Here is a 12,740-nt window from a genome sequence, read left to right as displayed (position 1 = left end):
TGGGTTTTGGAAACCCAGGCTTTTGAGAAAACCCTTCACGCGAGGCGCTGCGAGAGGCGGAGTTCGCGCAAAAACGCGCTGACCAGGGCGCGTTCGTTTTCCGGTAGGCAAAGTGTAGAGATGCTGATCGCCGCGTGACCGTTCCAGTTTCTGCAATAATGTATTACGAGATGGGAAATGATCGATTGGGGGCTGTGCAGCCTTACTGGCAAAGGGCTTACACGCATTCGGGATGACCCTGGGGCGTGTGTCGGCGACGTTGCGTTGTTTAATTGCGACGTCAAATGATGCAGAAAAACAACAAAAATTTCCGCAAACATCTGATTATTGCCGAACTCGAAATGATTGTTTGTGGACCGCGCGGCTGATCCTGATTAAGGAGGGCGCTATACTGAATTTTCTGCTTTCAGAAGCAGACTTTTTCGTTGACGAAAAAGATCTCCAAACTTTGTCAGCGCGACTTTACCGTCGCGCCTTTTTTTGCCCACTCCATCCCTTCGGGCATCTAATCATTTCGCTACGCACGCCTCGTAACCGTGGCCGCTGCCCATTCCGGTCCGGGCGTGACGCTCCAATCTTCCATCACGTAATGTCGCGCGTCCATCGGGGAAGACAGCAGGTTCTGCCAGTGATCGCCGTGCCAGACGGGATCGAACGGCAGGGCGGCGGGCGCCGCCGTCAGCAGGCTTTGAGCCTTGAATTTTTCGGATTGGTCGGTGAGCGGCGCGGCGAAACAGGCCGTGATGCGGCGGATAAAAGAAAGCAACATGGCAACCTCCCTCAATCTACTGCTGTGAACCATCATGTAATGCGGTTCGAGGCCGAACAACCCGTAAAAACACTTACGAAAACTCACGTTTTGTTACATGTCGGCATAATTTTCTTGCCCCGCGCTGATAGCGGTAAAAACGCCGTTATCACTTATTCTTCTATTTAAAAGAAATTCACGCGTGCGGCGCGCATTTGTCGCACGATAATCGGACACAGGTAAACCACTGCTTGACGATTCACTGCATTAGCACGTATAAATGCCGAGCCGATATCGAATCGGTGAATTGAACTGTCGTCTCAAAACAAATTCGAGGAAATGGATATGGAAACCGGTGTCGTCAAATGGTTCAACGATGCTAAGGGCTTTGGTTTTATCACTTCTGATGCGGGTGGCGACGATCTCTTCGCTCACTTCTCCGAAATCCGCGCGGAGGGGTTCAAGTCGCTGAAAGAGAACCAGCGTGTCTCTTTCGACGTCAAGACCGGCCCGAAGGGCAAGCAGGCTGCGAACATCCAGCCGCTGTAACGGTATCGTAGAGTCTCGACGCCTGACGCAAGCCCTCGCATTGGCGAGGGCTTTTGTTTGTGTGGCCAGAAACGATTATCCGTCGATATTCAATTTGAACGCATCTGATGGATTGCCCCAATTCTCCGACGATTATCGGATTTATCTCAAAAGAATAAATCGATGATTCAGACGCGCTGCGCATAAACGATTTGAATCAATCCGCATGAAATCGGATGCCGCGCCGCAGGGCTGCGGGGGGTGAAACTTTCGGGCAGGCCGCACGCGTGATAGTGCATACTTGGGCGGACCCGTTGCATCTCATCGCACCTTAAACCTGTTCCTATTCATGTCTGAAGCGTTCCTCGCGGCGCCGGCGCCGGCCGCGCTCGATGTGCCGATCGCGTTTGTCGATCTCGAAACAACCGGCGGCTCGACCGGTGTGCATCGGATTACCGAAGTCGGCGTCGTCGAAATCGGCCCGCATGGCCCTTCGCGCTGGAGCACGCTGGTCGACCCGCAGCAGCCGATTCCGCCTTTTATCCAGCAGCTGACCGGCATCACCGACGCGATGGTGCGCGGCGCGCCGACCTTCGAGGCGATCGCGCCCGAACTTTTTGCGCGGCTCGACGGCAAGCTGTTCGTCGCGCACAACGCCAGCTTCGATCGTGGTTTCCTGCGCAGCGAATTCGCTCGCGTCGGGCTCGCGTTCAATCCTGATGTGCTGTGCACGGTACGCCTGTCGCGCGCGCTGTTCCCGGCCGAGAAGCGACATGGGCTCGACGCGCTCGTCGAGCGGCATGCGCTCGTGCCGTCGGACAGGCACCGTGCGCTGGCCGACGCGGATTTGCTCTGGCAGTTCTGGCAACGCCTGCACGCGCTCGTGCCGCTTGACGCCCTGCGTGCGCAGATCGACCGCACGATGCGGCGCTACCGGCTCGTCGGCGATCTCACCGAAGATTCGCTCGATGCGGCGCCGGCAGGCTGCGGCATCTATATGTTTTACGGCGAAAACGATGTCCCGCTCTTCGTGGGGCGCAGCGTGCGGGTCCGTCAGCGGATTCGCGCGCATCTGACCGGCGAACGGCGCTCGTCGAAGGACATGCGGCTCGCGCAGCTGGTGCGGCGCGTCGACTGGCGCGCCACGGGCGGCGAACTGGGCGCGCTACTCGCCGAAGCGCAATCGATCGCCGCGCTGCGCCCGAGTCACAACCGGCTGCCGCGCACGTCGAGGAGCGATCCGAGCGACGCGCCATGGCCGTTCGACGGCGCGATTGTCTTCGAAGAGCGCGGGTTGAGCGGCAAACACGCCGCAGAAGGGCCGCCCGCGTTTCATGTGGTGGACCGCTGGTGCTATCTGGGACATGCGCTGTCGGCATCGGATGCCCACGCGCTGCTTGCCGGGGAGACGCCGCGCCGGTTCGAACTGTCGACGTATCGGATCCTGCAGACTCATCTGGAGCGCGGTCTGCGTGTAATGCCGGTCAAGTTCTCGCCGTCACCGCAGGTGTCGCGCTCGCCGGAGCCGGCCCAGCCGCCCGATCTGTCCGGGCGGTCCACGGAGCCGCTGACGAGCGAGCCCACGTCCGCTGCCGCGAACGCAGACTAGCCCGTCGCACCTACCCCGCCCGACTCGCAGACATGCCCAAGCGCCCGGTTGAGCGCTTCCGTTTGCGCCGCGTCATAACGCGTGAGCGATTTCCAGTTGGCGACGCCCTGCGCAACCCGCGTCGGGCAATCGGGCGTCGCGCGAAGCGCCTGCACACGAGCGAGTGCGGCGATCATCGACTGTGTGAGGCGGTCCAGTTGGGGCCGCGTGCGCGTCGCCAGATCGGGCGCCGGTCCTTCGGGCGGCCGCAGTTTGCGCCACTGCTCGAACAGTGCGTTCTGGATGTCCTTGCTCGCGTCGATCTGATCCTGGAAGAATTCGCGGGCGAATTCGGCGTCGACGCCCGCCGTCTGCGCGCGCTTCGAGACATCGGCGAGCAGTGCGGCTTCGCGGCGTTCGTCGGTGATCGGGCGGTGGTTGAGCCACTTCCAGTGCGCGACGGGTTCGGCCAGCGCGAGCCGCTGCGAGACGAGTGAAATCAGATTCGTAAGCGAAGTGTCGTCGGAATCGGCGCGGGCCGCAGCAGGCGCGAGCGCCAAAGCGAATCCGACCGCGAGCGCGCCCAGTATGCGGAGCGTGCCGGCAGCTCCGGGCGCAGCGATGCGCCACGCGGTCGCTCGCCGACGTCCACGTGCGAAAAATCGAGCGATATCGAAGGCGTGCAGCCTCACCCGCGAGCGCTTCAGCGCGGCATCACCGGTTGCGATGTCCCCGTTCGTCGTTACTTCGGTTCGCACGACTTGCGTTGTTCGTCGAAAAACGCCCGCACGTGCTCCGGCAATTCTGCCCCGAGAAACTCGACGCCCGCAGGTTCCGGATCCGGACTCAATACCTTGTCGGGGGTCGGAATCTTCGGCGGTTTCGTGTCCATGAACTCTCTCCTTTACGAATCGATTATCTGCCTCAGTCCCCGTTTGCCACCAGTGCGGTCGACCAGAAAACCAGCGTTTCGGCACATTGCTGTTGCTTTATCGGCACACTGGTTCCGCCGTTGAAGATGCGTGAATAGAATTTATCGATTGTCCTTAATACTTCCTCGGGACCACTTCGAGACCACTTCAGGTCCAGTTCAACTTCAGATCCACTTCGGGTCCACTTCAAACACTCGCTGCTCGCGCCCTTGCTATACTGCGCGCTCACTTTTGCCGGGTAGCGATGAAACGTTCGACACACTGGATCGGCCTCGTGTGGTTGGCGGTGGTACTCAACGTACTGTCGCCGGTCATCGGCTATGCGCGTGTCGCCGGCGCGCGCGGTCCGATCCCGGTCGAACTCTGTCACGCAGCCGGCGCGCAGCATGCCGTCATCGGCATCGGCGCTGACAACGACGACCTGTCGAAGACACGTCCCGTCGTTGCGCACTGCGTGTACTGCCCTGGCTTCGCCGCGAACTTCGCTCTCGGTGCAAGCCTTCCCGCCATTTCCGGTTCGGTGCGCACATTCGTACCCGTGCGAACGTTCGAACCGCCAACCGTACTGGTGCGCCGCAGCGTTCGCGCCGCCCAGCCTCGCGCCCCACCTGAAGAGCTGATCTGAAGCAGTCAATCGCTTGCCGGCTTGCAGCGCACCGTCTCCTATCACCATAACGGCGGATTCGGACAGTTCGTTGACGGCCGCACAGACGCGGGGACTCGTCGGCATGAGGGCCGCGTTCGACACGCACCCGCCGGGTTCGTCGCGACTGAAAACGCGCTGCAGCCGCACCGCACCTTCCGATACGTAAACGCTTCACCGGCGACAGCCATTCCGTCCTTCTGACGCGCGACTTCAGCGTGCCGCAAAGCGCGCGACGTCGTCCGCGCGAACGGCGTGCTGCTATCGAATCTGCCCGATTCGAGCGACGTGTATCCGCCGCGCCGGCGCAAGGTCATGCCGTTTATACCGGTCACGCGAGATCGAGCGGCAGCAATTACACGATCGTGCGGACTGCGTTCGCGCCGCCGATCCATGGAGAACTCAAATGGACGTTTTGAACAAAACATTCGCGACGCTCGCCGTGTGCTTGATGCTCTGCGCGCCGGCATTCGCGGAGGCGCATACGCCGGCGAGCGCCGCCGCCGCCGACGACGACGGCGCGCAGATGATGATGCATATGGATATGTCAGGCGGCGGCCCGACGGCGCCCAGCGCGCCGGGGACCAAGGCCGCGAAGACGCCGCTTGCCACCGGCGCCGCGTTCGACGCGAGGCACCGGCTGTGGGTCGCGTGGGTGGAAGGGGAACATGTGGTCGTCGCACACACCGACGATCGTGGTCGTACGCTGTCTGCGCCGGTGATCGTCAATGCGATGCCGGAACCGGTCTATACGAGCGCCGAGAATCGCCCGAAGATCGCGACGAGCCCCGACGCGCGCACCGTCTACGTGACATGGTCGATGCCGCTCGATCAGCCGTACACGGGCATGGTCCGCTTCTCGCGCTCGACCGATGGCGGCGCGACATGGACCGTGCCCGTCACCGTGCATCGCGACCGCCAGGCGATCACGCATCGTTTCGATTCGCTGATCGTCGACAGGCAGGGGCGCGTCTTCGTCGCGTGGATCGACCGGCGCGACAAGGCGGCGGCGAAGCGCGACGGCAAGCCGTATGACGGCCTCGCTATTTACTACGCGGTGTCGCGCGACGGCGGCGAGTCGTTCGCGCCGGAGCGCAAGATCGCCGACCACACGTGCGAGTGCTGCAAGATCGCGCTTGCGCTCGACAACCAAGGCCGCGTGCAGGCGATGTGGCGCGACGTGTTCCCCGGCCAGATTCGCGATCACGCGCTCGCCGTATTGCCTGTGGACGCCGACCAACCGGTCGCGCCTGTGCGCGCGACGTTTTCGAACTGGCATGTCGAAGCGTGCCCCGAGCATGGCCCGGCGCTCGCGATTGCGCGCGACGGCGTGCGTCATATGGCGTGGTTCAGCGTCGTCGACGGACGGGCCGATGTCTACTATTCGCGGCTCTCGGCCGACGGCAAGCCGCTCGGCACACCGTGGGCGTTCGGCGGGGCGGGCAAGGACGAACAGGCATCGCACGCGGCGCTGCTCGAAAACGGCGGCACGCTGTGGCTCGCATGGAAAGACTTCAACGGCGACACGATGCGCATTCAGGTACGCCGCTCCGATGACGAAGGCCAGCACTGGAGCGCGCCGCGCACGCTCGCGCAAACGGCGGGCGGCAGCGACAACCCGCAACTGCTCGAAGACGCGGGGCGCGTCTATCTGTCGTGGCGCACGCAGAGCGACGGCTACATGCTGATGCCTGCAGACGGGGAAAGTAAATGAAACGGTTGATCGTGTTGATGGCGGCGCTGCTGTTTTTCGCGCTTGGCGTTCCGCCGGCGCGCGCGGCAGCAGTGGAGCTGCAACCGCTCGTGGCGGCCGATGTTGCCCGCGTGCTTGCCGCTGAAACGGGCAAGGCGCAAATCGTCGAGATCTGGTCGCTCGATTGCAGCTATTGCCGCGAGAACGTTGCGCGGATTGCGCAATGGCAGCAGAAGCATCGTGACGTGCGTGTGACGATGATCGCGATGGATTCGCTCGATGACAATGCCGCGGCGCTCGCGCAAGCACTGGCAACGATGCAGCTGCCGCCGCAGGTCGCGCAATACGCGAATGCGGAAGCGATACCGGAGAAGTTGCGCCGTGCCCTCGATCCGGACTGGCGCGGTGAATTGCCGCGCACGGTGCTGATCGACGCGCGCGGTACGCGGCAATCGCATAGCGGATTGCTGGCGCCTCGGGTGCTGGATCAGTGGCGCGGGCAGTAGCACGTTCGGAAAGCAAAAAGCCCGGCCAAATGACCGGGCTCTATGCTTGAACCATGCTAATTCTTGTTGGTGCCGGAAAGAGGAATCGAACCCCCGACCTTCGCATTACGAATGCGCTGCTCTACCGTCTGAGCTATTCCGGCATCAGGAGAACCGCGATTATAGGGACTTCTTTATCGGCTTGGCAAGCCCCGCACTTATTTTTTTCTTTCCAGATGGTAACGGGTCACGCGGTCGACTTCGTTCTTCGAGCCGAGGAACACCGCGACGCGTTCATGCAGATGCTTCGGCGTGATGTCGAGAATACGTTGCTCGCCATTCGTCGCCGCGCCACCGGCCTGCTCGACGATAAACGACATCGGATTCGCCTCGTACATGAGTCGCAGCTTGCCTGGCCGATCGGGCGTACGTTTGTCAGCCGGATACATGAAGATGCCGCCGCGGCTCAGAATGCGATGCACGTCCGCCACCATCGACGCGATCCAGCGCATATTGAAGTCCGCCTGGCGCGGGCCGTCCTTGCCGGCGTTCAATTCGTCGACATACTGCTGCACCGGCTCATGCCAGTGGCGCGCGTTCGACGCGTTGATTGCATATTCGCGTGTGTCGACCGGAATGCGCATATCGCTTTGCGTGAGTACCCACGAGCCCAGTTCGCGATCGAGCGTAAAGCAGTTCACGCCGTTGCCGGTGGTCAGCACGAGCACCGTTTGCGGGCCGTACACGGCATAGCCGGCCGCGACCTGCTGCGTGCCCGGCTGCAGGAAGGACTTTTCGGTGGGCTGCTGGCCGTCGGGACAGCGCAGCACCGAGAAGATCGTGCCGATCGACACGTTGACGTCGATATTCGACGAGCCGTCGAGCGGATCGAACACGAGCAGATATTCGCCGCGCGGGTAGTTGGCCGGAATGGGGAAAAACTGCTCCATTTCCTCGGAGGCCATACCGGCGAGATTGCCGCCCCATTCGTTTGCTTCGAGCAGAATTTCGTTCGACAGGATGTCGAGCTTTTTCTGCACTTCGCCTTGCACGTTTTCGCTGCCGGCGGTGCCGAGCGCATCGCCGAGCGCGCCTTTGCTGACGTGATAGCTGATCGCCTTGCACGCGCGTGCAACGACTTCGATCAATAGACGCAGATCCGCGGGCAGGTTGTTGTATTCGCGTTGCTGCTCGATCAGGTACTTCGTGAGAGTGGTGCGACGTGGCAGTGACATTGCAGTGCTCCGGGGAGGCTCAGGAATGCATCGATTTTACCCGCTCGCCTGCCGGATTCCGCATAAAGAAAATGTGAAAGCCGTGGCGCTGCAGTGGGAAATGAGAGGGCAATGCGGTTGCAAGCGCGGTTGCAAGCGCGCTTGCAGGCGCGGTGACAAGCGCGGTGACATGGTCAGTTGTGCAGTCAGGCCTTACGGGAAGCCGCGCCAGTGCCGACGCGCCGGGATGCGCTCGCCGCAAGCGCGGCGGCGCGCGCGTTGGCGGCCTGCGTTTTCGGCGGCTTCGGGCGCTCGCGCGGCGGCAGCGGCTCGACTTCGCGCTCGATCTGCGCGCCGGACTCCGCCGTGGTGACGCGCAGATCGTACGCGATCTGCAGGTTCATCCAGAAGAGCGCGCTGGTGCCGAAATAGCGCGCAAGACGCAAGGCCGTTTCCGGCGATACCGCGCGCTTGCCGCGCACGACATCGTTGATGCGCGGTGCCGGTACACGCAGCGCAAGGGCGAGCGCGTTGACCGACATGCCGCGCGGATCGAGAAACTCCGCGCGCAGGACTTCGCCAGGATGGACCGCGGTGATCCGCTCGCCGGTCGCGATATCCGAGAAGTCCATGCTTGCGAGTTCGGAACGTTTGATGACCATACAGGCCTCCCTTTGAATCACTGGTAGTTGACGATTTCGACGTTTAGCGCTTCGCCTCCGGAGAAGTAAAAGCAGATGCGCCATTGCCCGTTGATGCGGATGCTCCACTGGCCGCTGCGTTCGCCCTGCAACGCTTCGAGCCGATTGCCGGGCGGCACGAGCAGGTCGGAGGGCGAGGTTGCCGCGTCGAGCATTTGCAGTTTGCGATACGCGACTGACTGAATGTGAACAGACAGCGTGCGGGCAAAGCCGCCCGAAAAAACGAGCGCGGTTGCCTTGTCGCCAAAACTTGAAATCATAGGTAGGGTATAACGCACGGCGTTAAATGTAAAGTGTTGTCCGAGTGCGTTTACTTTGAAGGGTGCGCGCGAGTCTGAACAGTCGTCCGAATGGCCAGCGAATGGCCAGCGAATGATCAATGAATGATCAATGAATGACCAACGATCGGGCGGCGCAAACAAAAAAGCCGGCAACGTGTGTGCCGGCTTCGTACTACAGAAGATGCGCTGACTCTGTCAGCCGAGCGCTTTCTCGACGATCTCGCGTACGTCGCGCGACTTCACCTGCGCAGCGACCTTTTCGAGCGCGCCGCGCATCTGCTCGCGCAACGCGGGCGTGAAGCGGCGCCATAACTCGAGCGTGCGAGCAAGTCGCGCGGCGACTTGCGGATTGAGCGCATCGAGCGCAATCACCTGCTCGGCCCAGAACGCGTAGCCGGAGCCGTCTTCCGCATGGAACTGCGCGGGGTTCGCGCCGCAGAAACTGAAGATCAGCGAGCGCGCACGATTCGGGTTCTTCAGGTTGAACGCGGGATGCGTCATGAGCCGGCGCACGATATCGATGACCGGCCGCTGCGGCGTGCCGCGCTGCGTCGCCTGCAAGGCGAACCACTTGTCGATGACGAGCGGCTCCTTTTCGAAGCGTCGATAGAAATCGTCGAGCGCATGCTGCGCCTCGCCATTGCCGGAACCCGACGCGGCCGCGGTCAACAGCGCGGACAGTGCGGCGGCGCGATCGGTCATGTTGTTTGCCGACGCATACTGCGCGGACGCAAGCCGCACCGCATCGCCCGGATCGTCGAGTTCGGCGAGATACGCAAGCGCGAGATTCTTCAGGCCGCGGTGGCCCGAGTCTTCAGGCGTGGCCTGATAGGCGCCCGCCGTCTGATGCCGTTCGTAGATGGCGAGCCAGTCGCGCTTGAGCGCGTTCGCGAGGCGCTGGCGCACGAACTGGCGCGCGCGGTGCACGGCAGCCGGGTTCGACTCGCCCATCTGTTCGGCGAGGTAAGCCTCGGACGGCAACATCAGCGCGAGCTCGCGGAACGCCGGCGACAGCGTTTCGTCGTTCAGCACGCGCGCGAATGCACTGACGACCGCATCGTCGAACTGCAGCGGCGTGCCGTTTGCCGCGTGGTCGGCGAGCGTCAGCAGTTCGCGCGTGGCGAGACGCTGACCGGCTTCCCAGCGGTTGAACGGATCGCTGTCGTGCGCAAGCAGGAACGCGAGTTCGTCGCCGCTGTAGTCGTATTCGACGATGACCGGCGCCGAGAAATTGCGCAGCAGCGACGGCAGCGGTTTTTCGGCAACGTCGACGAACGTGAAGGTCTGCTCGCTTCCGGTGAATTCGAGCACGCGCGTGGTTCCGGCAACCGCCTGCGCTTCGCCTTCGAGACGCAGCGGCAGATCCTTGCCGTCCGCGCCGATCAGCCCGATTGCGAACGGAATCAGCAGCGGACCCTTCTGCGTTTCGTGTGCGGCCTGCGAACTCTCGCCGTAACCTTGCCTGAGCGTCACGCGGTAGCGGCGTTGCGCGGCATCGTAGGTGGTGGAGACCGACACGCGCGGCGTGCCGGCCTGACTGTACCAGCGCTCGAATTGCGCGAGGTCGCGGCCGTTCGCATCGGCCATCGCCATGCGGAAATCGTCGCAGGTGACCGCCTGTCCATCGTGCCGCTTGAAGTACAGGTCCATGCCGCGCCGGAAGCCGTCGCGGCCGAACAGCGTCTGATACATCCGCACGACTTCCGAGCCTTTCTCATAGACGGTCATCGTGTAGAAATTGTTGATCTCGACGTAGCTCTCGGGCCGCACCGGGTGTGCCATCGGGCCCGCGTCTTCGGCGAACTGCATCTGCCGCAGCACGCGCACGTCCTCGATGCGTTTCGTCGCGCGCGCGGCTTCGTCGCCGCCGTTCCGGCCGTTTTGCTGGTGCGCGCCGGCCGCCATATCGGCCGAGAATTCCTGATCGCGAAAGACGGTCAACCCTTCTTTCAGGCTTAGCTGGAACCAGTCGCGGCAAGTCACGCGGTTGCCGGTCCAGTTGTGGAAATACTCATGTCCAACCACCGCTTCGATATTCGCGAAGTCGGTATCGGTCGCGGTTTCCGGGTTCGCGAGCACGTACTTCGTGTTGAAGATGTTGAGGCCTTTGTTTTCCATCGCGCCCATGTTGAAGTCGCTGACCGCGACGATCATGAAGCGGTCGAGATCGAGTTCGAGGCCGAAGCGCCGTTCGTCCCAGCGAATCGAATGGATCAGCGAATCCATCGCGTGCCGCGTCTTGTCGAGATCGTGCGGTTCGACCCAGACCTGCAGCAGTTTTTCCTTGCCGGAACCGGTCGTGACGCGCTCCTCGAGCGCGACGAGCTTGCCGGCGACGAGCGCGAACAGATAGCTCGGTTTCCTGAACGGATCTTCCCAGCGCGCGAAGTGGCGGCCGTCCGGCAGATCGCCCTGTTCGAGCAGGTTGCCGTTCGACAGCAGCACCGGGTACGCGTCCTTGTCCGCACGCAGCGTGACCGTGTAGGTGGCCATCACATCGGGACGGTCGAGAAACCATGTGATGCGGCGAAAGCCTTCCGCCTCGCACTGCGTGAAGAAGTTGCCGCTCGATACATAGAGTCCGGAGAGCGTCGTGTTTTCCGCCGGATTGCAGGTGCCGGCGAGCGTCAGTTCGAACGCGTCGGGCACATTCTCGACGGTCAGGCCATGCTCGTGCACGCGCACCGCGCCATACGGCTTGCCGTCGATGGCGGCGCTCACGAATTCGAGCTGTTCGCCCATCAGTTCGAGGTGCGTGGCCTGCGCGGCGTCGGGATTGCGGCGCACCCGCATCGTGTTTCTGATGCTCGTGCGTTCGGGCGCGAGATCGAACTCGAGCGCGACGGTGTCGATGAGAAAGGCAGGCGCCGTGTAATCGGCGCGGCGGATGACGGAAGGCGTAGCGGTATCGGCCATGATCGGTAGAAAATAAGAGTCTCGAAGCCGGTTTGCGCGTTTGCGCGAACCGGGCTGGTCGGATCATTTTAAAAGCAAAGTAAAACGCTGGACACAGCGAGCGCGCCCGCCGTCCGGCGCGGGCCTGCCGACCGGTTCCGGGCTGGTTCTGTCAGGCCTTGCGCCTCGCTGGTGCCCGGTTCGCGCACGGCTTGTGTCAGATGGTCGGCACCGCACGAACAGGCGACTCGCGAGGCTGGCGACGCTCGAACTTTTCGCGCGATGGCAGGGTCAGCGTATTATCAGGGCCGCCTGCGCGGCGTGCGCGGCGGGCAACGACAGCGAAAGAAAGGAAATACGATGAAGCTCGATCGAAGAACCCATCCCTGGGTACGCCACGCCGGGCTGATCTTCGCCGCCATGGCGATGCTGCTGGCAGGCTGCACGTCCTACGTGACGACGCAGGTCACCGCGTTCTCGAACTGGGACGGCGGCAGCGACGCGACGCGCACCTACGCATTCCAGCGCACCACTTCGCAAGCGAACAGCCTCGAAGACTCGACGTACGAACAGGTGGTCGCGAACGAACTGGCGACACATGCGTTCACGCAGGTCGATCAGGACAGGGCGCATTATCTCGTTGCCATCGCGTACGGAACGCGCTCGGATATGGCGGTGTCTTCGTCGCCGGCTTATTACTACGACCCGTGGCCGGGTCCGTACTACTGGGGCCGGCCGTACGGTTGGGGCGGTGGGCCATGGGGTCCGTGGGGGCCATGGGGACCTTATGGCGGCGGTTATGTGACGCAGAGCTATCCGGTGTTTACGCACACGCTCGGCATTCGTATCACCGATCGCACGAGCGGCAAGGAAGTCTATAACGTGACCGCGCGCAGTTCCGGCGACGAAGCGTCGCTCGTCTACGCGATGCCGTATCTGGCGCGCAGTGCGATGGCCGATTTCCCGCTCGGCAACGGCGTGGTGCGCACGGTGAAGCTGCCGGTCGATGGGCAAGGCGGCGCGCCGAACGAA

General features: G+C 62.6%; 13 protein-coding genes and 1 tRNA gene. 6 read left to right on the top strand and 8 right to left on the bottom strand.

Annotated features, from left to right (window positions below):
- Positions 1–517: 517 nt before the first annotated feature.
- A complete protein-coding gene (locus ACYPXD_RS24535; RefSeq protein WP_459717161.1) occupies positions 518–769 on the bottom strand; it encodes a hypothetical protein in 252 nt (83 codons plus the stop codon).
- Positions 770–1,093: 324 nt separating this feature from the next.
- Here ACYPXD_RS24535 and ACYPXD_RS24530 point away from each other — a divergent pair, with 324 nt between their 5' ends.
- Positions 1,094–1,297, top strand: coding sequence for a cold-shock protein (locus tag ACYPXD_RS24530; protein WP_075158921.1), 204 nt, complete (start codon positions 1,094–1,096; stop codon positions 1,295–1,297).
- A 328-nt stretch (positions 1,298–1,625) separates the two neighbouring features.
- On the top strand, positions 1,626–2,885 hold the full coding sequence (locus tag ACYPXD_RS24525; protein ID WP_459717158.1) for an exonuclease domain-containing protein: 1,260 nt from the start codon (positions 1,626–1,628) through the stop codon (positions 2,883–2,885).
- Here the strand turns inward: ACYPXD_RS24525 and ACYPXD_RS24520 are convergent.
- Both ACYPXD_RS24520 and ACYPXD_RS24515 read right to left on the bottom strand, forming a co-directional pair.
- Complete coding sequence (locus ACYPXD_RS24520) at positions 2,882–3,454, bottom strand: chorismate mutase (RefSeq protein WP_459718485.1); 573 nt, start codon at positions 3,452–3,454, stop codon at positions 2,882–2,884. The genes ACYPXD_RS24525 and ACYPXD_RS24520 overlap by 4 nt on opposite strands.
- Before the next feature lie 152 nt (positions 3,455–3,606).
- Positions 3,607–3,756 (bottom strand): hypothetical protein, encoded by a 150-nt coding sequence (locus ACYPXD_RS24515; protein ID WP_198039152.1) that lies wholly within the window; start codon positions 3,754–3,756, stop codon positions 3,607–3,609.
- Positions 3,757–4,040: 284 nt separating this feature from the next.
- Between ACYPXD_RS24515 and ACYPXD_RS24510 the strand changes: the two genes are divergently transcribed.
- The 3 genes from ACYPXD_RS24510 to ACYPXD_RS24500 all read left to right on the top strand — a co-directional run bounded on the left by ACYPXD_RS24510 (position 4,041) and on the right by ACYPXD_RS24500 (position 6,638).
- Positions 4,041–4,421 carry a DUF2946 domain-containing protein gene (locus ACYPXD_RS24510; RefSeq protein ID WP_459717154.1) on the top strand — a complete coding sequence of 127 codons (381 nt, stop codon included), beginning with the start codon at positions 4,041–4,043 and terminating at the stop codon, positions 4,419–4,421.
- Between the two features lie 424 nt (positions 4,422–4,845).
- Positions 4,846–6,153, top strand: coding sequence for a sialidase family protein (locus ACYPXD_RS24505; protein ID WP_459717151.1), 1,308 nt, complete (start codon positions 4,846–4,848; stop codon positions 6,151–6,153).
- Positions 6,150–6,638, top strand: a complete 489-nt coding sequence (locus ACYPXD_RS24500) for a thioredoxin domain-containing protein (RefSeq protein WP_459717148.1) — start codon at positions 6,150–6,152, stop codon at positions 6,636–6,638. The genes ACYPXD_RS24505 and ACYPXD_RS24500 overlap by 4 nt, the downstream gene beginning before the upstream one ends.
- A 67-nt stretch (positions 6,639–6,705) precedes the next feature.
- On the opposite strand, the gene ACYPXD_RS24495 is transcribed toward ACYPXD_RS24500, so the two are convergent.
- The 5 genes from ACYPXD_RS24495 to pepN form a co-directional block, all read right to left on the bottom strand.
- Positions 6,706–6,781 (bottom strand) — tRNA-Thr (locus tag ACYPXD_RS24495).
- Between the two features lie 54 nt (positions 6,782–6,835).
- Entirely contained in the window at positions 6,836–7,852 is a 1,017-nt protein-coding gene (locus tag ACYPXD_RS24490; protein WP_459717146.1) for a class 1 fructose-bisphosphatase, read from the bottom strand.
- A gap of 185 nt (positions 7,853–8,037) precedes the next feature.
- On the bottom strand, positions 8,038–8,493 hold the full coding sequence (locus ACYPXD_RS24485; protein ID WP_459717144.1) for a HigA family addiction module antitoxin: 456 nt from the start codon (positions 8,491–8,493) through the stop codon (positions 8,038–8,040).
- A 17-nt stretch (positions 8,494–8,510) separates the two neighbouring features.
- Complete coding sequence (locus ACYPXD_RS24480) at positions 8,511–8,792, bottom strand: type II toxin-antitoxin system RelE/ParE family toxin (protein WP_459718482.1); 282 nt, start codon at positions 8,790–8,792, stop codon at positions 8,511–8,513.
- Between the two features lie 216 nt (positions 8,793–9,008).
- On the bottom strand, positions 9,009–11,729 hold the full coding sequence (pepN, locus tag ACYPXD_RS24475; RefSeq protein WP_459717142.1) for an aminopeptidase N: 2,721 nt from the start codon (positions 11,727–11,729) through the stop codon (positions 9,009–9,011).
- Between the two features lie 339 nt (positions 11,730–12,068).
- On the opposite strand from pepN, the gene ACYPXD_RS24470 reads away from it, so the two are divergent.
- The coding region (locus ACYPXD_RS24470) for a DUF4136 domain-containing protein (protein WP_459717140.1) at positions 12,069–12,740 on the top strand (672 nt) is incomplete at its 3' end.

This window comes from Paraburkholderia sp. 2C (assembly GCF_054589215.1).
This window is presented reverse-complemented; position numbering and strand designations above follow the sequence as displayed.

Bases quoted from the DNA above. Each gene is read 5' to 3' on its own strand.
- ACYPXD_RS24515 (WP_198039152.1), bottom strand. From the start codon at position 3,756: ATGGACACGAAACCGCCGAAGATTCCGACCCCCGACAAGGTATTGAGT.
- ACYPXD_RS24480 (WP_459718482.1), bottom strand. From the start codon at position 8,792: ATGATTTCAAGTTTTGGCGACAAGGCAACCGCGCTCGTTTTTTCGGGC.
- ACYPXD_RS24500 (WP_459717148.1), top strand. From the start codon at position 6,150: ATGAAACGGTTGATCGTGTTGATGGCGGCGCTGCTGTTTTTCGCGCTT.
- ACYPXD_RS24490 (WP_459717146.1), bottom strand. From the start codon at position 7,852: ATGTCACTGCCACGTCGCACCACTCTCACGAAGTACCTGATCGAGCAG.
- ACYPXD_RS24535 (WP_459717161.1), bottom strand. From the start codon at position 769: ATGTTGCTTTCTTTTATCCGCCGCATCACGGCCTGTTTCGCCGCGCCG.
- ACYPXD_RS24485 (WP_459717144.1), bottom strand. From the start codon at position 8,493: ATGGTCATCAAACGTTCCGAACTCGCAAGCATGGACTTCTCGGATATC.
- ACYPXD_RS24530 (WP_075158921.1), top strand. From the start codon at position 1,094: ATGGAAACCGGTGTCGTCAAATGGTTCAACGATGCTAAGGGCTTTGGT.
- ACYPXD_RS24505 (WP_459717151.1), top strand. From the start codon at position 4,846: ATGGACGTTTTGAACAAAACATTCGCGACGCTCGCCGTGTGCTTGATG.
- pepN (WP_459717142.1), bottom strand. From the start codon at position 11,729: ATGGCCGATACCGCTACGCCTTCCGTCATCCGCCGCGCCGATTACACG.
- ACYPXD_RS24510 (WP_459717154.1), top strand. From the start codon at position 4,041: ATGAAACGTTCGACACACTGGATCGGCCTCGTGTGGTTGGCGGTGGTA.
- ACYPXD_RS24525 (WP_459717158.1), top strand. From the start codon at position 1,626: ATGTCTGAAGCGTTCCTCGCGGCGCCGGCGCCGGCCGCGCTCGATGTG.